Annotated in this window: 5 protein-coding genes; all 5 read right to left on the bottom strand. The window is 67.5% G+C overall.

Annotated features, from left to right (window positions below; genetic code table 11):
* The 5 genes from HYG95_RS19840 to HYG95_RS19820 all read right to left on the bottom strand — a co-directional run bounded on the left by HYG95_RS19840 (position 1) and on the right by HYG95_RS19820 (position 22,528).
* Complete coding sequence (locus HYG95_RS19840; protein WP_181699876.1) at positions 1–2,688, bottom strand: hypothetical protein; 2,688 nt, start codon at positions 2,686–2,688, stop codon at positions 1–3.
* 168 nt (positions 2,689–2,856) lie between these two features.
* On the bottom strand, positions 2,857–3,174 hold the full coding sequence (locus HYG95_RS19835) for a transposase (RefSeq protein ID WP_181699875.1): 318 nt from the start codon (positions 3,172–3,174) through the stop codon (positions 2,857–2,859).
* Between the two features lie 66 nt (positions 3,175–3,240).
* On the bottom strand, positions 3,241–4,788 hold the full coding sequence (locus tag HYG95_RS19830; RefSeq protein WP_181699873.1) for a dynamin family protein: 1,548 nt from the start codon (positions 4,786–4,788) through the stop codon (positions 3,241–3,243).
* A gap of 83 nt (positions 4,789–4,871) precedes the next feature.
* Complete coding sequence (locus HYG95_RS19825) at positions 4,872–6,779, bottom strand: dynamin family protein (RefSeq protein ID WP_181699871.1); 1,908 nt, start codon at positions 6,777–6,779, stop codon at positions 4,872–4,874.
* A gap of 8 nt (positions 6,780–6,787) precedes the next feature.
* Positions 6,788–22,528 carry a hypothetical protein gene (locus tag HYG95_RS19820; RefSeq protein ID WP_181699869.1) on the bottom strand — a complete coding sequence of 5,247 codons (15,741 nt, stop codon included), beginning with the start codon at positions 22,526–22,528 and terminating at the stop codon, positions 6,788–6,790.
* Between the last annotated feature and the right edge of the window lie 236 nt (positions 22,529–22,764).

The following is a 22,764-nucleotide window of genomic DNA, read 5'->3' as shown; positions in this document are numbered from 1 at the left end:
CTACAGGGCTTCAGGGGCGTCGAACGGGGTCTCCGGGGCGGTGAACGAGCTGTCGAGCAGGCCCGTTCCGCCGGAGAGCGGGGAATCGTCGAGGGCCGGGCCGAAGGCGCTGTCCACGTCGACCGTCGACCAGGTGTCGGCGGCCGAGGTGAAATCGATGGTCGAGGTGGGTTCGGCGGCTTCGCCGGTGAGATTCATGGAGGTCTCCGAGGTGAAGGCGGTGTCCACGCCGGTTGATGCCACGGTTTCGAAGCCGGTGGTCGCCCCGATGGCGGATTCCGAGCCGGTGGCTGTGGTGAAGGTGGAATCGAGTTGCGGCCCGGACTGGATGGTCGAGCCGAGGCCTGCGGCTACGCCGGTTTCGGTTGACCAGTCGGGAGTTGTGCCGAGGCCGAGTTCGAGACCTGTTGTGGTGGAGGTTGTTACGTCGGCGGTGGTGTCGATCGCGCCTGCGGCCGTGGCTCCGGCACCGGTGGCCGCGGTGGCTGCCGCGCCCAGTGCGGCGTCGGCGGTGCCGGTGACGTCGGCTGCGCTTTCCGCGGCAATGTCGGCTGCCGCGTTCGCGCCGAAGCCGGCTGCGGCATTCGTGGAGAAACCGGCTGCGGCGTTCGCGGTAGCGCCGGCTGCGGCTTCGGCAGAGGCGGCTGCGTTGGCGGCGGCGTCTGTAGAAGCGTGGGCTCCAACGGTGGCGAGGCCGCCGAGGCCGGTGGTGATGCCGGTCGAGTTCGCTACTGCGCCGGTGAGAGTGGACTGGAGGGCGGTGGTGGTGTTCGCAGCGCCGACCAGTGCGGTCTCGAAGTCCGACGTGGACACGAGCTCAGCAGTGGTGTCGACGGTCGAGGCTGCGGAGAAGTCGGTGTTGAAGGCTGTGGTGAGGGCGGTTTCGAGGCCGGTGGCCGGGGCGGCGGTGAAGGGAGCGCCGAGAGTTGCGGCTGCGCCGGTGGACAGGCCTGCCGCGATTTGCGTGCCGAGGTCCGCTGTGGCCGCGGCGCCCGTGAGACCGGCGGAGAGATCGGCGCCCGCACCGGTGAGGCCGATCTGTGTAGTCGAGGCGACCGCACCAGTCAGCGAAGTCGCCGCAGCAGCACCGGCATTCGCGGCCGCACCGACCTGCATCCCGATCCCACCCGTCCCCGAAAGCCCTGTTTCGAGACCCGTCTCGAAGGCGCCACCAACGGAAGTGCCCGCCCCCACAACACCTTCGGTCAAACCGGAAGCAGTGGCATCGAAACCCGAACCCAACGAACCCACACCGGACAGAGCGGCGGCGTTCAGGCCCGCCGTGGAGTCGGCGGCCAGATCGGCGACAGTATCCAGCGCACCCCCGGCGGCGAGACTCGAAGTCGCGCCGAAGCCCGCAGCGGCCTCCACGCCCGCAGCGGCATTCGAGGCGAGGTCCGCCGAGGTTTCCACGCCCAGCGCACCCACGGCCGAAAGACCAGAGGTCAGATCGACGCCAACAGCGGATTCCACGCCCATAGCGGTGCCGGCGGTGAGGTCGGCGGCAGCGTTCGTGCCGATCGAGCCTGCGGTCGTGAGGCCGGTTTCGAGGCCGGTAGTCGCAGCAGCGCTGCCGGACATTCCGGCTTGGACGGCAGCGTTGGTGGCGCCGAGTGCCGCGGAGACGGCGAGGTCGGCGTCGGTTGTTGCTGCCGTCAGGCCGCTCACAGTCGTGCCGAGGCCGGCGGCGACACCCGTGGTGGCGTCGAGTGCACCTGTGACGGCGGCACCGATTCCAAGGTCGGTTCCCGTCGTTGCGGAGAGGTCGGCACCGGCGGTGGTCACCGACTCGAGGGCGGAATCGAGACCGGTTGCGGCACCGATCACCGAATCATGTCCGAACGAAAGGGTCTCGTCTACTGCGCTATTCGTGGCGGCGGTCAGTTCGAGGCCGAGGTCTGCGGTGGTGTCGGCGCCCAGGTCGACGGCGGCGTCCGCGCCTGCACCGAGACCGGCCGTGAGGTCGGTGGTTACGTCGGTTGCGGCTTCGAGTGTGGCTCCGAGGCCGGTAGTTGCGGTGGTCACCGCGTCGAGGGTGATGTCAGTGGTTGCACCCAGATCAGCTGTTGTGCTGCTGATGGTGCCCAGGCCGACGGCGATGTCGGTGGCAGCTGTGAGGCCTGGGTTCACGCCGGCGCCCAAACCTGTTGTGAGGCCCGCTGCTACGTCGGTTGCCGCGTCGAGGGTGGTGTTCAGGGTCGCGCCGATACCTGTGGTTGTGTCAGTGGCGGCACCCAGCCCGGCACCCACAGACGTACCCAAACCGGCGGACACATCAGCGGCAGCACCCAGGCCGGCACCCACAGACGAACCGAGACCGGCGGAAACGTCAGCGGCAGCACCCAAAGACGCACCCAAACCAGCAGACAAATCGGCGGCAGCACCCAAGCTGGCACCCACAGACGCGCCCAAACCAGCAGACACATCAGCGACAGCACCCAGACCGGCGCCCACAGACGCGCCGAGACCGGCGGACACATCAGCGGCAGCAGTCAGGCCGGTGCCCACGGTGGCGCCGAGGTCGACGGTCGTTTCCAGGCCGGTCTCGATGTCGGCGGCCGTGGTGACGGCTGCGGCGGTGATGTCGGCTTCGCAGAGGACGTGGACGGGGTTGGCGCAATAGTTTGCTGCGGCTTGGGGATCGCGCAGCAGGTTCAGGATGAACTCGAGGATCGCGGTGGGGTTCATTCGGGTCAGCTCCTCCAGATCGGCGCAAGCGCTGCGATCCGTACTCGTCTGTCGGTGGGTGCTTTTCACGCTTGGCCATGCGAGTGTTCGGAAAGCTAGTCCGATTCCGCAACGAAATCGTTACCGATGAAGAGTGTGACCTTTTCGGAGCCGAAAAATCGGTGTCTCCTAAATATCTCGCCGCATCCAGGCGAGGTTGCCCGCGTCGTCGGCCATGGCGGCCAAGGCGGTGAGCAGACGGTCCCATGTGCCGTCGGCCTGGTAGCGGCGCTGACGTTTCCAGACCGTCTGCCATGGACCGAATTCGGCGGGCAGCTCACGCCACACGATCCCGCTACGCAGCCAGAACAGCATCCCCTCGATCACGAGACGGTTGTTGGCGAAGTCACGGCCCGCACGGCCCGCCGAGGTGGGCAGCAGCATTTCGAGCAGCGCCCATTGCGCGTCCGTCAATACCCGGACGGGGTCGCCGATCGTCGTGGTCACGGCGGAATCATGCCGTATCGAGCAGCGACAAGCCCAATCGATCGGCGAAATAATTGGGAGACAGGATCAGCCCGGTAGCTGGGAGAGTGCTCCCTCGACACTGCGTACGGCGGTCAGACACGCCTCGACTGTCGTCTTGTCGATGAGCGGATGCCGGGATCTGGTGCGCCACTTGCGCGCCGCTTCGAGCGCGTGGGCGCGCATCGTCGCGGGGTCGGTGTCGGCGGGTACGCCCAGGCGCACATGCGGGGCGACGCCGGCGCCGCCGACCAGGCGGAACAGTTCGGCGAGGTCGTCGGGCGGCAGCGGCAACTCGTCGGCGCGCAACCGGCCGAGCAGGCGCAACTCGGCGAAACCGTGGACGTCGGCGAGCAGAGTGCGCACGCGCGGCAGCAGTTCGTCGGCGGGGGTGCCGGGGTGGGCGGTGATGACCCGGTCGAGGGTGGTGAGCGCGGAATGGGCCTTGAGCTGTTCGGCACGCTGACCGAACTGCACGTCGAGGACCCGGCGCAGCTCGTCGATGCCGCTGCGGGCACCGAGCTCGGCCGACAGCGACGCCGCGTCGCGCACGCCGGTGCGCACGAGTTCGGTGGCCATCCGCACACCGAACATGCCGAACCGGTCCAGCAATTGGGCGCGGACCAGCGGCGATACCGGCAATTCGATATCGGGGCGCGAGAACCGGTCGGCCGAGAGCAGGGCCAGTTCGAGGGTGTCGGCAGGCAACCCGGCCAGGGCTGCGAACGCGGCGTACTCGGGCTGGGTGAGGGTAGCGGCGGCGAAAGCGAGCAGGCCCGCCACGGGGATCACCGCCTGGCACAACCCGGTGCGTTCCAGCTCGGTGGCGAAGCGGGACGCCACATCGCGCGCCGAATTCAGGGCATTGATGTGGCCGGCGCTGATCTCGTCGGCTCGCGACACCACCCCGACCACACCGAGCGGACCGGCCGGACCACCCGAACCGATCTGCTCGAGGAAATGCACGTCGGTGGCGTCGAGGCGACGCAGCAGGTAGACCACGGCGTCGGCGCCGGGGATGCGCAGGGCGTCGGGTTCGATATCGGCGGGGGTGAGCAGGCGCATGGTTCGCTCGGACACCTCGTGCGACAGCGACGACGTGCCCGGCGTGTCGATGATGGTGGTGCGCGACAACTCGGCCGTCGGCCAGCGCACTTCCAGGTGGTCGACGGCGTGCGTACCCGGTGGCTGCCAGCGCAGACCCGACAGCTCGAAGGTGAGACCGTGCGCGCCGGCACCTCGGCGGACCGCCACGTTCGCCGACGCGCCGTCGGCCGCGAACGCCGTCACCGTCGGGGTGGTTCCGCTGCGATACCAGGTGACCACGCGGGTGCACTCGGTGGCGTCGGTGGGGGCGATGCTCTGCCCGACCAGGGCGTTGAGCAGCGTCGACTTGCCCGCCTTGATCGAACCGGCCAGCGCGACCCGCAACGGCTGACGCAACCGCTCGGCGCATTCGTCGATCAACTGCCGGGCGCCGGGGTCGCGCAGTTCCCGCGCGGCGGCCTCGACGAGCCGGTGCGCCTCGCCCGCGCCGGTCAGGGGTGCGGTGGGCCCGCCGCCGGGAAGCGGGGATTCGGGCCGATAGTGTCTCATCGGCGCGCGGCCTCCACTTCGGGCGCGGCGAGCATCATTCGTTCACTTAAACACACCCTCGCGCGCCGGAGCGAACACGACGTTCACCTGCGTCCGTCCTCGCCGGGCACCGGCCGCACACCGGGCGAGGGCGCCGAATACGAACGCTGCCTGCCCGGCGTCGAGGTGAGCTCGAGCATGCCGTCGGCGTAGCGGCGCAACTCGGCGACCCGCACCAGCTGGTGTTCGAGCTCACCGCGCCGACCCGACCGGCTGTTCACCGCCGAATTCGCCGCATCCTGAGCGGCCTTCAGCGAGGCGTCGATCGAACGCAGGCTGCGTTCGGCGACACCGGTGAAGTGGTCGCGCAGGGCCCGGTGGATGCGGTGCATGCGGTCCTTGGCCTCCTTGCCCGCCTGGAACGCCACATCGTCGACGAAACGTCGCACCGCCGCCTTGGCCTCGGCGCGTTTGCGAGCCAGGCGCAACTGTTTGTCGTCCTTGTAGGCCTTGCCGCCGACCAGCACACCCGCGCCGATCGACAGCGGATTCAACAGCGCCAGGCCGGCCAGAGTGGAGGCGAGACCGACCATCAGCACGCCACCATAGGAACCGCGCAAGCCGACGAGGACCTTGCTGGTGACGCTGATATCGGGTTCGAGACCGGCCAGGGTGCCCGCCGCCGCGCCCGTGCCCTCGGCGTCCATCGCGTTGTCCACATCGGGCAGGTCGACGGCGCTGGCCTTGCCGAAATGCTCGGCGACCCGCTCGGCCAGGGTTTCGGCCCTGGTGTGCGTCCACAGCAGGTTGTCGCCGAGGGCGGTGTCGACCGTGCCGGTGAGCCATTCGGCGATGGCCTGCCAGTGCCTGCCCGGATCGTGTTCGTCGATCCAGTCCTCGGCGGTGTGGGCCACCGCGCGCAGACGTTCGCGCAGGTCGTGGTCGATATCGCTCATCAGGTCGGTGATGCCGTCCTGCAGGGTCTGCTGCCAGTAGCCGGAGCTGCGGCGCAGGTCCTCGGCGGCGGTGCGGGCGCGTTGCAGTTCGCGGATCGCGTCGTCGGAACGTTCCGGGTCGCGCAGGGCGATCAGTTCGCTGCCGAGGACCAGGGCCAGATGTTCGGCCGCCGAATGCAGTTCGCGTGCCACCGCGGCCCTGGTCGACACCTGGTCGCGGGCGACGACCTGTTCCTTCAGGAACGCGAACAGCGCACCGAAACCGGACTCGCGACCGAGCTGGGCATTGCTGGTACGCAACGCGTGCGCGCGCAGCAGCGACGACACCGGAAGCATCGGGATATCGAGGCCCGACCGGGCGATGTGCCCGCGATCGGCCTCGGCGACCTGACGCCAATGCGGATACATGTCCACCTTGGTGAGCAGCACCGCGACCGTCGGACACAGTTCCTTCACCTGCCGCAGGAACGACAGCTCGGGCTCGGTGAGTTCGGTGGAGGCGTCGCTCAGCAGCAGCACCGCGTCGGCGGCCGGAACCATGCCGAGCACGGCCGCCGAATACGCGCTGCTGTGGCCGCCGACGCCGGGGGTGTCGACCAGCACGATGCCCTCGCTGAGCAGCTGATTCGGCACCGCCGCCTCGATCCGCGCGATCTGGCGGCCCTGCGCGTACGGGCTGCGGGCGTCGAGGGAACCGATCTCGTCGAACGGCACCTCCACGCGAATGTCGCTCGCGCCCGGCGCGGTGAGCACCAGCTCGGCGCGCGGGACGGCACCGTACTCGAGCTGCAAGGGGATGGTGGTGGTCTGGTCGTCGCCGACCCGGCACACATCCAGCCCGAGCAGCGCGTTGACGAAACGGCTCTTGCCCTGTTCCAGCTGACCGGTCACCACGATCCGCCTGCGCGGATCCCTGACCCGTTGCGCGACCGCCTCCAACCGGACGACCAGGTCGTCGCGGTCGGCGGCGCGCGCCGCCTCGATCGTGTCGCCGAGCACCGTCAGCAGCGGGGTGGCTGCCGACGGTGCGGCCGACGTCTTCGCCGGAGTCGTCATGACGATCCTCAGAGGAGGCCGCCGCCGAGGAGGCCACCGTCGTCGGCCTCCGGGGTGGTCGTGCTCGACGAGTCGCCCAGCAGGCCGGTGTCGGTCGCACCGAGGCCCGGGCCGAAGGCGCCGCCCACATCCACGCTGTCCAGGGTTTCGGTGACGCCGCCGGTGGCCGCCTCGGTGGTGTCGTAGACCCCGCCGGTCGCCGCCTCGGTGGTGTCGGACAGGCCGCCCGTCGCCGCGCCGGTGGTGTCGGAGGCGTCCGGTGCCGTGGTGGGCATCGGCGTGTAGTCGTAGCCGGGGACCGGGGCTTCGACCGCGTCGCCGACCGCCGAGCCGGCGCCGGTGAGGGTGTCGAACGGTTCGCCCGTACCGACCACCTCGGTGGGCACGTCGCCCAGGAGGCCGCCGCCGGTGAGACCTTCCACCGCGCCGAAGCCGGTCTCCAGGCCCGAGCCGACCAGGTTCCCGTCCTCGTACGGCATGGTGTGCATGGTCGGCAGCACCTCGTCGACCAGGTCGTTTGCCACGTCGCCACCGGGGAGGACCTCGCCCGGGTCGCCGTCGGGGAGCACTCCGCCGAGAAGTCCGCCGGTCGCGTCGTCACCGGGCAGGACACCGTCGAGCAGGCCGGCACCGGTCGCGTCGCCGGTGATCGCGCCGGTCACCGCGTCGAGGGGGCCGAAGCCGGTCTCCAGGCCGGTGCCCGAGGGGTTCGGTTCACCGGGTGCGATGCCGGTGAGGCCCGCGTTGTCGAAGGTATTGCCCAGGTCGAAGCCGAGGTCGTCGTCGCTGAGGCCGGCCAGGCCCGCGGTCGAGGCCGCCGCGCCGGTGAACGCGCTGGCCGCGTTGGCCGCCGATGCCGCACCGTCCGAGGCCGCCGAGGTGGCGTTGCTGTACGGCGAGGAGTTCGTCGAACCGGTGTTCTCGTGGGTGCTGCCCGTCAGACCGTTGCTGAACAGGCCCGCCACCGCGGTCGGGTTCAGCACGTCGGTCATGCCGTTCATGACGCCGCCGACACTGTCGACATTGCCGCCGACACCGGTGATGTCCTCGAAGTTGGAACCGTTGATCAGGCCGTCGACCAGGTCGTTGCCGATCGGGCTCTGGTCGATCGCGGCGCCGATGCCGTTCGCGGTGATGTCCTGGAAGGCGGCGCCGTTGAGGACGTCCACCACACCGTCGTCGACGGCGTCGTTGAGGATCGGGCTCTCGTCGATCGCGGCGCCGATGCCGTTCGCGGTGATGTCCTCGAAGTTCGCGGCGCCGAGCAGGCCGCCTTCGCCGCCGAGGAGACCGGAGGCGACGCCGCCGTCGACCACATCGTTGAGGATCGGCACGTACGACTCGTCGATCGCGGCGCCGATGCCGTTGGCGGTGATGTCGTTGAACACCGCGTTACCGAGCACGCCGCCCTCGCCACCGAGCAGGCCGCTCGCCACGCCACCGTCGACCACATCGTTGAGGACGTTCGACTCATCGATCGCCGCACCGATGCCGTTGGTGGTGATGTTGTTGAGCACGTTGGATTCGTCGATCGCGGCACCGATGCCATTGGTGGTGATGTCCTCGAACACCGCGCCGTTGAGGATGCCGTCGTCCACTCCGGCCACGCCGCCGTCGACCAGATCGCCGACGCCGGTGACGTCGCCGGTGTTGGTGACACCACCGAGCAGGCCACCGTCACCGCCGCCGAGCAGGCCGCCGTTGAGGACGCCGCCCGCGCCGGCCAGGCCGCCGTCACCGTTGAGGATGCCGCCCATGTCGTCGACGTTGCCGCCGATGCCGGTGATGTCCTCGACGTTCACGTTGTTGAGGATCGCGCTTTCGTCGATCGCGGCACCGATGCCGTTGATGGTGGTGTCCTCGGCGCCGCCGAACAGGCCGCCGTCACCGCCCGCTGCCAGCAGGTCGTTGCCGACGCCCGCGGCGCCGAGCAGGCCGCCGTCGCCGTTGAGCACGCCGCCCGCACCGGCCAGTCCACCGTCGCCGTTGAGCACGCCGCCGGTGCCGAGCAGGCCGCCGTCGCCGTCGCCGGTCACCGCGCCGACGATGCCGCCGACCACGTTGCCGTTGCCGATACCGCCGCCCGCCGCCAGGTCGTTGAGGACCGAGCTCTCGTCGATCGCCGCGCCGATGCCGCTGGTGGTGATGTCCTCGAAGGTGTTGCCGGACAGGATGCCGCCGTCGACCACATCGGACACGTCGTCCACCGCGGCGCCGACGCCGTTGGCGGTGATGTCTTCGAAGGTGTTGCCGTTGAAGACGCCGCCCGCGCCGGCCAGACCACCCTCGCCGTTCAGGACACCGCCTGCCACACCGGCCACACCGCCGTCGACCACGTCGTTGAGGACCGAGCTCTCGTCGATCGCGGCACCGATACCGTTCGTGGTGATGTCGGTGAAGTCGGCGAAATCGGTGACGTCGTTGCCGCTGAGCAGACCGCCCGCACCGGCCAGGCCGCCCTCGCCGTTCAGGAGGCCGCCTGCCACGCCGGCGACATCGCCGTCGAACACGTCGTTCACGTCCACCGCGTCGGTGACATCGTGGGCGCCGATTCCGGTGAGGTCGCCGCCGACCAGGCCCTCGCCGAGAGCACCTGCCAGCACGCCGTTGCCGAGGCCGCCGAAGTTGTTCAGCGATTCGTCGACCTGGCCGCCGATGCCCTGGATCTGCACGTCTTCCCAGTTGTCGGCGATGCCGCCGAAGTTGTCGCCGATGCCGTTCACATCGTTGAGGCCCGCACCGAAAATGTTGTTCTCGCCGCCGATATTGATGTCACCCATGTCACTCACATCCCCAATTCCAGAAAGGTCAAGGTCGCCTACCACCCCGGTCACGTCGCCGACTGCGCCGACGACTCCGGTCACATCTCCCGCGATGTCACCGAAGACGCCGGTCACATCACCACCGATATCGCCGACGTCGACCGAGCCGGTCACGTCGCCGATCGTGTTCGCCAGATCCAGATCACCGATCAGCCCGGTCGCGCCGGTGATGTCACCGACCGAGCCGGTCACATCGCCGACCACCTCGCCGACAACGCCGGTCACGCCGACGCCGGTGAGGTCACCGACCGAGCCGATCAGGTCGCCACCGACACCGGTGAAGGTGCCGGTCAGGTCGCCCGTGAAGGCGGCCACGTCACCGGCGATACCGGTGAAGTCTCCGAAGAAGGCGGTGAGGTCGCCGACCGAGCCGGTCAGGTCACCGCCGATGCCGGTCAGGTCGGCGACGAAACCGGTGACGTCGCCACCGAAACCGGTGAGGTCGCCGAAGGAGCCGGTCACGTCGCCGAACACGTCGGACAGGTTGCCGCCGATGCCGGTGAGGTCGCCCGCCACGCCGGTGAGCGAGCCCGTGATGTCGCCGACCGAACCGCCCACGCCCGCGACCGAGCCGACCAGGTCGCCGCCGACGTTCAGCACGTCACCGCCGATGCCGACCACATCGCCGAAGCTGCCGGTGATGCCCTCGACCGTGTTGTTCCAGTCGCCGGACACGTTCACCAGCTCGCTCACCACGCCGATGCCGAAGCCGGTGATCTCGAGGGCGTTGTCGCTGATGCCGGCGATCATGGCGGACCAGTCGCCCGAGACCCCGGTCACGTCGCCGAAGACATCGCTCACGTTCAGGTTCTCGAACGCGCCGGACAGGTCGCCGAAGGAACCGCTGATGTCGCCGATCATGCTCGACCAATCACCGAACACATTCGTGACGTCGCTGAACGAGTCGGTGATGCTCACCAGGTCGCCGACCCAGGTGACGTCACCGGTCCCGCCGCCACCTCCCCCGCCGCCATTGCCGCTGAGGATGTCGCCGATCGTGCCCGAGATGTCGTTACCGCTCAAAGGTCCGGTCATGTCGCCCACCGTGCTGGTCAGGTCACCGGCGATGCCGGTCACGTCGATGTCGGTCAGGTTGGAGATGAGGTCGTTGTCAGTGATGTCGATGAGGTCGCCCGTGGTAGCGCCGTCGATCAGATCGCCGGTGATATCGCCGACGAGGTCGCCGTCGATCAGATCGCCCGTGACGTCACCGTCGATGAGCTCGCCCGTCACGTCGCCGACGAGGCCGCCGTCGATCAGATCGCCCGTGACGTCACCGTCGATGAGGTCGCCCGTCACGTCGCCGATCGATCCGATGTTGGTGAGGTCACCGTCGATGAGGTCTCCGGTCACGTCGCCGATCGATCCGATGTTGGTGAGGTCACCGTCGATCAGGTCACCGGTGATGCCGCCGTCGACCAAGTCACCGGTGATATCGCCGATGGTTCCGACTTCGGTCAGGTCGCCGACGATGCCGGCGATGTTGCCGACGTCGGTGAAGTCGTTGTCGATCAGATCGCCGGTGATGTCGCCGATGCCGTTGAGGTCGCCCGCCACACCGGTCAGGTCACCTGCCACTCCCGTGAGATCCCCGACGACGCCTCCGTCGATCAGGTCCCCGGTGACGTCACCGATGCCGTTGAGGTCGCCCGCCACACCGGTCAGGTCTCCTAACAAGTCACCGTCCACGAGGTCGCCGGTAATGTCGCCGATCCCGTTCAGATCGCCTGCGACGCCGGTCAGGTCACCTACCAAGCCACCGTCGATGAGGTCTCCGGTCACGTCACCGTTGATGAGGCCGCCGGTCACGTCGCCGATGGTGCCGACGTCGGTCAGGTCGCCCACGATGCCTGCGACGTTGCCCACGTTGGTGAAGTCGTTGTCGACCAGGTCGCCGGTGATGTCACCGACAGAACCGACGTCGATCAGGTCGCCGACGATGCCACCGTCTACAAGGTCGCCGGTGATGTCCCCGATGGCGCCGACGCCCGTGAGGTCTCCGGCGATGCCGGTGACATCGCCGACCAGGTTTCCGTCGATCAGATCGCCGGTCACGTCGCCGACATTGCCCACGTCGGTCAGGTCGCCTACGAGACCGCCGGTGATGTCGCCTACCGAACCGTCGACCAGATCACCCGTCACGTCACCGATGGCGCCGATGCCGGTGATGTCGCCTGCGACCCCGGTCAGGTCGCCTGCGACACCGGTGAGATCACCGCCGATGTCACCGTCGACCAAGTCACCGGCAATGTCGCCGATGCCCGTGAGATCGCCCGCGACTCCGGTCAGGTCACCGACAACGCCGCCGTCCACGAGGTCACCGGTGATGTCGCCCACCGAACCGTCGATCAGATCGCCAGTGACGTCACCGATGCCGTTGAGGTCCCCGGCAACTCCCGTCAGGTCGCCGACTATGTCGCCGTCGATGAGGTCGCCGGTGATGTCACCGACCGAACCGACATCGGTCAGGTCGCCGGTGATATCGCCGATCGAACCGACGTTCGTCAGACCGCCGACCAGGCCTCCGTCGATCAGGTCGCCGGTGATGTTGCCGACGTCCGTCAGATCGCCGACGACGCCGCCATCGACCAGATCACCCGTGATGTCACCGATCGAACCGTCGATCAGGTCGCCCGTCACATCACCGATGGCGCCGACTCCGGTGAGGTCGCCGACCAGGCCGCCATCGACCAGGTCGCCGGTGATGTCGCCGATCGAACCGTCGATCAGGTCGCCGGTCACGTCCCCGAGGGAGCCGTCGACGAGGTCGCCGGTCACGTCGCCGATGGCGCCGATTCCGGTGAGATCTCCGTCGAGGAGGTCGCCCGTGACGTTGCCGACGTCGGTGATGTCGCCGACCAGGCCACCGATGTCACCTGTGTTGGTGACGTCGCCGACCAGGCCGCCGATGTCGCCCGTGTTGGTGATGTCGCCGTTGAGGATGCCGCCGACCAGGTCGTTGTCGGTGATGTCGCCGACAACGTCGCCGTTGACGAGACCGCCTGCGACGCCGGTGATGTCGCCGGAGTTGTCGAAGAGGTCGCTCGCCAGGCCGGTGAGGTCGAAGTTGCCGATGAGGTCGCCGGTGCCGACGTCGCCCGCGATGCCGGTGACCGCGGCGGCCAAGCCGGTGAGGCCGATCAGGTTGGCTACGTCGCCGGTGTTGGTCACGTTGCCCACGTTGTCGGCCAGGTCGCCGGTGATGTCGTTGTCGGTGATGCCGCTGAGCACGTCGCCGCTCACCAGACCGTCGACGATGTCGTTGTCGGTGATGTCGCCGTTCACCACGCCACCCGCGGCACCGGTGATGTCGCTGAGCACATCCCCGTTGACCACGCCGCCGGTGACCGCGGACAGATCGTTGAGGAAGTCGCCGGTGAGGACACCGCTGTCGGTGATGTCACCGACGATGTCCCCGTTGACGATTCCGCCTGCGATGCCGGTCAGATCGCCGTCGACGAGGTCGCCGGTGATGTCGCCCGCGTCGACGATATCGCCGACTACATCGCCGTTCACGAGTCCGCCTGCGGCACCGGTGATGTCGCTGATGTTGTTGACGATGTCGCCGTTGACCAGACCGCCGGTGACGTCACCGTCGACCAGATCACCGGTCACATCCCCGATGTCCCCGTTGAGGATTCCGCCCGCGACACCGGTCAGATCACCGTCGACGAGATCGCCATTGACCAGCCCTGCGGTGAGATCGCCTGCGACGCCGGTCAAGTCACCGTTGGTGATGTCGCCGTTCACGAGGCCGCCGGTGATGTCGCCGACCACGTCGCCACCCACCAAACCGCCGGTGATGTCGTTGTCGGTGATCGAACCCACCAGGCCGCCGATATCGCCCGAGTTGTCGAAGAGATCGCCGGTTACATCCCCGTTCACCAGGCCTGCGGTGAGGTCACCCGCAACACCGGTCAGATCGCCGTTCACCAGTCCGCCGGTGATGTCACCGGTGTTCGAGACCAGCCCGCCCGCGATGCCCGTGATGTCGCCGTCGACCAGATCACCCGTCACATCGCCGTTGACGAGGCCGCCCGTCACGTCGAGCAAGTCGCCGGTGATATCGCCGTTGACCAGGCCGGCTACGAGGCCACCGTCGATGAGATCGCCGGTCACGTCCCCGTTCACCAAGCCACCAGTGACGTCGCCGACCACGTCGCCGTTCACCAGGCCGGCAGTGAGATCGCCTGCGACGCCGGTCAAGTCGCCGTCCACCAGATCGCCGGTGACATCGCCGATCACATCGCCACCCACCAGGCTGCCGGTGATGTCGCCCGCGTTCGAGATCAGGCCACCCGCGACGCCGGTGATGTCGCCTGCCACACCTGAGATGTCGCCGTCGATCAGGTCACCCGTCACGTCTCCGTTCACGAGACCGGCAAGGCCACCGTCGATGAGATCGCCGGTGACGTCTCCGTTGACCAGACCGCCGGTGACGTCCCCGATCACATCGCCGTTCACGAGGCCACCAGTGATGTCGTTATCGGTGATCGAGCCGACCAAGCCACCGATGTCGCCGGAGTTGTCGATGAGATCGCCGGTGATGTCACCGACAACGTCGCCACCCACCAGACCGCCGGTGATGTCGCCTGTGTTCGAGGTCAGGCCACCCGCGATGCCCGTGATGTCACCGGTGTTGGTGAGGTCGCTGAGCACATCGCCGTTCACCAAACCGCCTGCGACGCCGGTCAAGTCACCGCCCACCACGTCGCCCACAACGTCGCCGCCGACAAGGCCTGCGGTGAGATCGCCTGCGACACCGGTCAAATCGCCGTTCACCAAACCACCCGTGATGTCACCGTCGACCAGGTCGCCCACAACATCGCCGTTGACAAGGCCCGCAGTGAGATCGCCTGCCACACCGGTCAAATCGCCCGAGTTGTCGAGCAGATCTCCCGTGATGTCTCCGTTGACGAGGCCGCCGGCGATACCTGTCAGATCGCCGTCGACCAGATCGCCGGTGAGATCGCCGTTGACCAGTCCGCCGGTCAGGTCGCCCGCCACGCCGGTGAGATCACCCGTGTTGCCGGTGATGTCACCGACGGAGCCGATGAGGCCGCCGATGCCACCGGTGTTGTCGATGAGATCGCTTGCAGCGCCAGTGAAATCGCCGTCGATCAGGTCACCGGTGAGGTCGCCGTTGACAAGGCCGCCAGTGAGGTCGCCCGTGTTCGTGAGGTCGCCGACCACGCCACCGATGGCGCCCGAATTGTCGAGCAGGTCGCCGGTGATGTCACCGGTGTTGTTCACCAGGCCGCCCGCCACGCCGGTCAGATCGCCCGCGACTCCGGTGACATCGCCCGCACCGGTGATGTCACCGACCGAGCCGATGAGGCCACCGATGTCACCGCTGTTGTCGAGCAGGTCGCCGGTGAGATCGCCTGCTACACCGGTGATATCGCCGTTGACCAGGCCTGCGGCGAGGTCGCCGGCCACACCCGTGAGGTCGCCGTTCACCAAACCTCCTGCGACACCGGCGATATCACCGTTGTTCGTGATGTCGCTCAGGATCCCGCCGGAGTTGTCGACCAGGTCGCCCGCGACGCCGGTCAGGTCACCGCTGTTGCCGGTGATGTCCCCGATGAGCTCGCCCGTGTTGGTGATGTCGCCGACGACGCCGCCGATCGCGCCCGAGTTGTCGACCAGATCGCCGACCACGGTGCCCGAGTTGTCGAGCAGGTCGCCGGTGATGTCGCCGTTCACCAAGCCGCCCGCGATGCCTGTCAGATCTCCGCTGTTGCCGGTGATGTCACCGACCACGTCTCCGGTGTTGTTCACGAGTCCTCCTGCTAGGCCGGCGATATCGCCGTTGTTGGTGATGTCGCCTACCGAGCCGATTAGGCCTCCGATGTCACCCGAGTTGGTGATGTCACCGACCGTGCCGCCGATGTCGCCCGTGTTGTCCAGCAGATCGCCCGTGAGGTCGCCGCTGTTGCCGGTGATGTCACCGACCGAACCGATCACGCCGCCGATGTCGCCGTTGTCGGTGATATCGCCGACCACGCCGGTCAGATCACCGGTATTGCCGGTGATGTCGCTGAGCACGTCGCCGTTGACGAGGCCACCCACCACGCCCGTCACGTCCACGAGGTCGCCGGTGATATCGCTGATGTTGCCGACGTTCGTGAGGTCGCCGACGGTGCCGTCGATCAGGTCGCCGGTCACGTCACCATTGATCAGACCACCGGTGATATCGCCGGGGTTGTCGATGAGATCGCCGGTCACGTCGCCATTGACCAGGCCGCCCGCCACGCCGGTCAGATCGCCGGCGACGCCGGTGAGGTCCCCGGTGTTTCCGGTGAGATCCCCCGCCACGCCGGTGAGATCCCCCGCGACTCCGGAGATGTCTCCGACGGTCCCGATGATGTCGCCAGAGTTGTCGACCAGGTCGCCTGCGATGGTGCCGCTGTTGCCGATCACGTCGCCCGCGACGCCGGTCAGGTCACCGCTGTTGCCGATGTCGCCGACCGAGCCGACGAGATCGCCCGCGATTCCGCTGATATCGCCGGTGTCGACCAGGTCGCCCGCGACGCCGGTGACGGTGCCCGCGTTGTCGATGAGATCGCCGGTCACATCCCCGTTGACGAGACCGCCCGCCACGCCGGTCAGATCGCCCGCGATGCCGGTCACCTCACCGTCGATCAGATCACCGGTGATGTCGCCGCTGTTGCCGATCACATCACCTGCGACCCCGGCAATCGTGCCGGTGTTGTCGATGAGATCGCCCGTCACATCCCCGTTGACAAGGCCGCCCGCCACGCCGGTCAGATCGCCCGCGATACCGGTCACGTCCCCGTTCACCAGGCCGCCGGTGATGTCACCGACCGTGCCGTCGATCAGATCACCCGTCACATCCCCGTTGACGAGACCGCCCGCCACGCCGGTGATGTCACCAGCGATGCCAGTCAAATCGCCTGTATTGCCGGTGATGTCGCCGACCGAGCCGACCAGATCACCCGCCACGCCGGTGATGTCACCGGCATTGTTGACCAAGCCACCTGCGACACCGTTCACATCACCGACAGTGTTGGTCAAATCGCCTGCAACACCGCTGATGTCGCCCGAGTTGGTGAGTAGATCACCGGCGACACCGGTGATGTCGCCGACCGTGTTGGTCAGGTCGCCCGAATTGCCGGTGAGGTCGCTGAGGAGGTCACCGCCGACGCCGGTCACGTTGCCGATCGAACCGACGGACCCGGTCAGGTCGCCCGCCACCCCGGTGAGGTCACCTGCAATGCCGGTCAGGTCACCGGAGTTGCCGGTCAAATCGCCCGCGATTCCAGTCACGTCCCCGACGAGGTCGCCACCGACACCGGTCACGTCGCTGATCGAACCGACCGTCTGCGTCAGGGCGCCCGCCACACCGGTGAGATCGCCTGTGTTGCCGGTGATGTCGCTGAGCAGGTCGCCGCCGACGCCGGTGAGATCTCCGGCCACGCCGGTGATGTCGCCGACGGATCCGACGGTGCCGGTCACATCGCTGATCGTGTTGGTGAGATCGCCGGCCACGCCCGCCACGTCGCCGACGGCCCCAACGGTCTGGGTGAGATCCCCGGCGACGCCGGTCACGTCGCTGATGTTGCCGACGGTCTGGGTGAGATCGCCCGCGACGCCGGTCAGATCGCCCACCGTGTTGGTCACGTCGCCGACAGAGCCGACGGCGTTGGTTACGTCGCCCACGGTGTTGGTCCAATCACCGACGGATCCAACGGTTCCGGTCACATCGCCGACGGAGCCGAGGACATCGCCGGCGACACCCGTCACGTCACCGATGTTGCCGACCGTCTGCGCGAGATCGCCCGCCACTCCGGTCACGTCGCCGACCGAGCCGACGGTTTGGGTCAGATCCCCGGCGACGCCGGTGAGATCGCCGGTCATACCGGTGATGTCGCCGACGTTTTGCGTCAGATCGCCTGCCACACCCGCGATATCGCCGACCGAGCCGACTGTGTTGGTGAGGTCACCGGCCACACCGGTCAGATCACCCGCGACCCCAGAGACATCGCCGATCGACTGGGTCAGATTGCCGACCGTGTTGGTCCAATCACCGACGGAGCCAACGGTTCCGGTCACATCGCCTACCGTTTGCGTGAGGTCGCCCGCAACACCGGTCACGTCACCCACCGAGCCGACCGTATTGGTGAGATCACCCGCGACCCCGGTCACGTCGCTGATCGAACCGACTGTGTTCGTCAGATCCCCGGCGACACCGGTGAGGTCACCCGCGATGCCCGTGACATCGCTGATGTTGCCGACCGTCTGCGTCAGATCGCCCGCCACTCCGGTCAGGTCACCCGCGACTCCGCTGATGTCGCCGACCGACTGAGTGAGGTCGCCCGCTACGCCCGTCACGTCGCCCACGGACTGGGTGAGGTTGCCGACCGTGTTCGTCCAATCACCCACGGAGCCAACAGTGTTGGTGAGGTCGCCCGCGACACCGGTGACGTCGCCGACCGAACCGACCACACTGCCCGCATCCCCTGCGACACCGGTTACCGAGTTGGTGAGATCGCCGGCGAGACCGGTCACGTCGCTGATGTTGCCTACGGTGTTGGTCAGATCGCCTGCCACGCCGCTCACGTCGCCGACCGAGCCGATCAGGTCGCCACCGACACCTGTCAGGTCGCCGACGGAGCCGACGGTGTTGGTGAGGTCACCGGCCACACCGGTCAAGTCGCCCACGGTGTTGGTCCAGTCGCCCACGGAGCCCACGGTGCCGCTCACATCGCCGACCGTGTTCGTCAGGTCGCCCGCGACACCGGACACATCACCCGCGATGCCGGTCAGATCGCCAATCGTGTTGGTGAGATCGCCCGCGACACCGGTGACGTCGCCGATCGAACCGACCGTCTGCGTCAGGTCCCCTGCCACGCCGGTCAGATCGCCTGCGACCCCCGACACGTCTCCGGCCACACCGGTCAGATCTCCGACCGTGCTGGTGAGATCGCCGACCGAGCCGACAGTGTTGGTGAGATCCCCTGCCACGCCGGTGACGTCTCCGGCGATTCCACTTACGTCGCCCACGGTCTGAGTCAGATCGCCCGCCACGCCGGACACATCGCCCGCAACGCCGCTCACGTCGCCCACGGTCTGGGTGAGGTCGCCGGCGACTCCGCTCACGTCGCCGATGCTCTGAGTGAGGTCGCCTGCAACGCCGGTCACATCGCCGACCACGCTGCCCGCGATGCCGGTGACATCACCGACCGTATTGGTCCAATCGCCGACCGAGCCAATGGTGTTCGTCAGGTCGCCGGCCACGCCGGTCACGTCGCCGGCGGACTGAGTGAGATCGCCTGCCACACCCGAGATGTCGCCGATCGAGTTCGTCAGGTCACCCGCGACGCCCGACACGTCGCCGACGGAGCCGACCGTACCGGTCACGTCGCTGAGCAGGTCACCGCCGACGCCGGTGATGTCACCGACGGTGTTCGTCCAATCACCGATTGAGGCGACGGTGTTCGTAAGATCGCCTGCGGCACCCGAGATGTCGCCGGCCATACCGGTCACATCACCGACGGTCGAAGTGAGATCGCCTGCTACACCGGAGATATCGCCGACCATGTTGGTGACGTCGCTGATGGAGCCGACGGTGCCGAGGATGTCGCCGCCGACGCCGGTTACGTCGCCGATCTCGCCCGTGATGCCCGAGACGTCGCCGACGGTCTGCGTCACGTCGCCCACCGAACCGACTACATCGCCCGCGACTCCGGTGATGTCGCCCGAGTTGCCGAGTACGTCGCCTGCCACACCGGTCAGGTCTCCGGCCGAGCCGACGGTGTTGGTGAGGTCGCCCGCCACACCCGTTACGTCGCCCGCGACGCCGGTCAGGTTGTTCGCCACATCGCCGACCGAGCCGACCGTATTCGTCAGGTCGCCGGCAACACCGCTCACGTCACCAGCGACGCCGGTCAGATCGCTGGCTACCCCGGTGACCTCGCTGATCGAGCCGACGTCGGTGATATCACCGATGGAGCCGATGGTGTTGGTCAAGTCGCCGCCGACTGAAGCGACGTCGCCCACCACGTTCGTCACGTCGCCGACGGAACCGACGGTGTTGGTGAGGTCGCCCGCCACACCGGTCAGGTCGCCGATCGAACCGATGCCGGTGAGGTCGCCTACGGAGCCGACGTTGGTGAGGTCCCCGGTGATTCCGGTGAGGTCGCCACCGACGGTGTGGGTCAGGTCGCCCGCGACTCCTGTGAAGTCGCCTGCGATGCCAGTGAGATCGCCGACCGATCCGATGGTGTTGGTCAGGTCACCGCCGACGCTGCCGATGTCGCCGACGCTCTGGGTCAGGTCACCGCCGACGCTGCCGATATCGCCGACGGTTTGGGTCACGTCGCCCGCGACGCCGCTCACGTCGCCTGCAATGCCGGTGACGTCGCCGATCGAGCCGATCACATCACCACCGACCACGTCGCCGACGGAACCGATATCGCCTGCCACGCCGGTCACATCCCCGGCTACGCCGGACACGTCGCTGACGGAACCGACGAGATCGCCTGCGACACCGGTGATGTCGCCTACGGAACCAACGGTGTACGTCACGTCGCCGAAAGTGTTGGTGAGGTCGCCCGCTACGCCGGACACATCGCCGACCACATTGCCGCCGACGACATCGCCGACCACACTGCTCACCGATCCGATGTCGCCCGCGGTACCGATGACGTCGCCGGCCACGCCGGTGACGTCGCCCGCGACACCGCTCACGTCGCCGGCGATACCGGAAACATCACCGACCGAGGCGATCACGTCTCCGGCGACACCGGAGACGTCACCGCCGACGAGATCGCCTGCTACGCCGGTGATGTCGCCGACGGACCCAACAGTGTTGGTCACATCGCCGAAGGTGTTGGTGAGGTCGCCCGCTACGCCCGTGACCTCACCGACCGAACCCGCGATGCCGGTAATGTCGCCGACGGAGCCGACGACGTCGCCGCCGACCGAACCCACATCGCCGACCACGTTGCTGACGGAACCGATGTCGCCTGCCGTGCCGATCAGGTCGCCGGCGACACCGGTCACGTCGCTTACGGAGCCGACCGTGTTTGTGAGATCGCCTGCCACGCCGGTGACTTCGCTGATCGAACCGAGGTCTCCGCCGACGCCGGTCAGGTCGCCGACCGTACTGGTCACGTCGCTGATCGAGCCGAGGTCGCCACCGACCGCTGTCAGGTCACCGACCGTGTTGGTCACGGCGCCGAGGTCGCCGCCGACCGCGGTGAGGTCGCCGACGGTATTCGTGAGGTCGCCCGCTACGCCGGAGATGTCGCCGATGGAGGCGAGATCGCCTGCTACACCGGTGAAGTCGCCTGCGATGCCGGTTACCTCGCCGACCGAACCGGCGATTCCGGTGAGGTCGCCCATCGACTGGGTCACGTTGCCGATGCCGCCCTCGAGAACGTCACCGACGGAACCGATGTCGCCGACCGAACCGAGCACATCACCGCCGATGACAGTGCCGGCCACATCGGTCACGTCACCCACGGAAACGACGGAGCCGAGGACGTCGCCATCGACCACGTCGTTGACGACATTGCTCACATCGCCGCCGATCACGTTGCCGACATCCCCGCCGACCACGTCACCGACCACAGTGCTCACATCACCGATGGAACCCACATCCCCGCCGACACTTCCGATGTCGGACAGCACATCACCCACAGACCCGCCGATCCCGGTGACATCACCGATGTTCTGGGTGACGTCGCCGACAGAGCCGACCACGCTGCCGATATTGCCCACCTCGGTGAGATCCCCGACCACGTTGCTCACGTTGCCGACCCCACCGACAACCTCACTCACCTCACCGATCGACCCGATGTCACCCGCAACCGACCCGACAACATTGCTCACATCCCCCACCGTGTTGGTCACCTCGCCGACCGAGCCCACCTCGTTCAGCACCTCCGACACCGACCCCACATTCGTGACATCCCCGATCACGTCACCCACAGACCCGGCCCCGTTGAGCACATTGCTCAGGTTCTGGTCGCCCACAACCTGATTCACCACATTGGTCACATCGCCGATCGAGCCGGCGCCGTTGAGCACGCCGCCGACCACATCACCGGTATTCGTCACATCACCGAGCACATCTCCGACGGAACCGACATCGGTGACCACATTCCCCACCACATTGCTCACATCACCCACGGAACCGATTCCGCTGATATCCCCGGCGGATCCGATCACGTCACCCACATTCCCCACATTGTTGAGCGCGGAAACGAAATTGCCGATGGCCAGCTCCTCGAGCACATGACCCACATCGCCGATATCACTGAAATCGTTGAAGATATTGCTGATCGGGCTGATGCCGTTGAGGACGCCGCTCACGCCGCCGAGGGAACCGGATACCACCGTGACGGGGGCGCTGAGGTTGCCGAGGAAGGCGTCGCCGATTTGCACGGCGTTGAAGGCGTCGGTCATTTCGGTCGCGATTTGGGCAGCTTGGTTGAGCGCGTTGATACCGGTGATGTCACCGAGAGTGCTGCCGTTGGCGATATCGCCGATGTTCGCACCGCTGACCAGGTTGGTGACATCACCAACCGTGCTGCCGCTCAGCAGATCTCCGACGTCGGCACCACTGATGAGGTTGGTGACATCGCCGATCGTGTTGCCGCCGCCGATCACATCGCCGATTCCGGTGATGTCGCCGAGGTTTCCGACGGTGTTGGTCACGTCGCCGAGACCGCTGATGTCGCCGACCGAGTTGGTCAGGTTGCCCACGTCGTTGAGCGTGTCACCGAGGCTGCCGATATTGCTCAGGGTGTCGCCGAGATTGCCGACGTTGCTCAGCACGTCGCCCACGTTGCCGACATTCGCGATATCACCGAGATTCACGCCGCCCAGATTTGTCCCGTTGAGCACGTTGCTGAGCGGATTACCGTTGAGCACATTGCTCACGGGATTGTTGAGCACATCGCCGGTGAGAATGTCGGGGCTGAAAATCTCGTTGTCCCCGTTGCCCTGATTGTTCGTCGTGTTGCCACTGTTGGTGTTGGTGGTGTTGCCACTGTTGTTGTTGGTGGTATTACCGCCGGTACCTCCGCCAGGTCCCCCGGGCCCTCCGGGTCCACCGGGACCACCGCCGGGTCCTCCGGGCCCACCCGGCCCACCGGGACCACCGGGCCGGGTGGGCCCGGAGGACCCGGCGG

Source organism: Nocardia sp. GTS18 (genome assembly GCF_013839555.1).
GTDB classification, from domain to species: domain Bacteria; phylum Actinomycetota; class Actinomycetes; order Mycobacteriales; family Mycobacteriaceae; genus Nocardia; species Nocardia rosealba.
The sequence above is the reverse complement of the archived record's forward strand: the minus strand, read 5'-3'. Positions and strand labels throughout refer to the sequence as shown.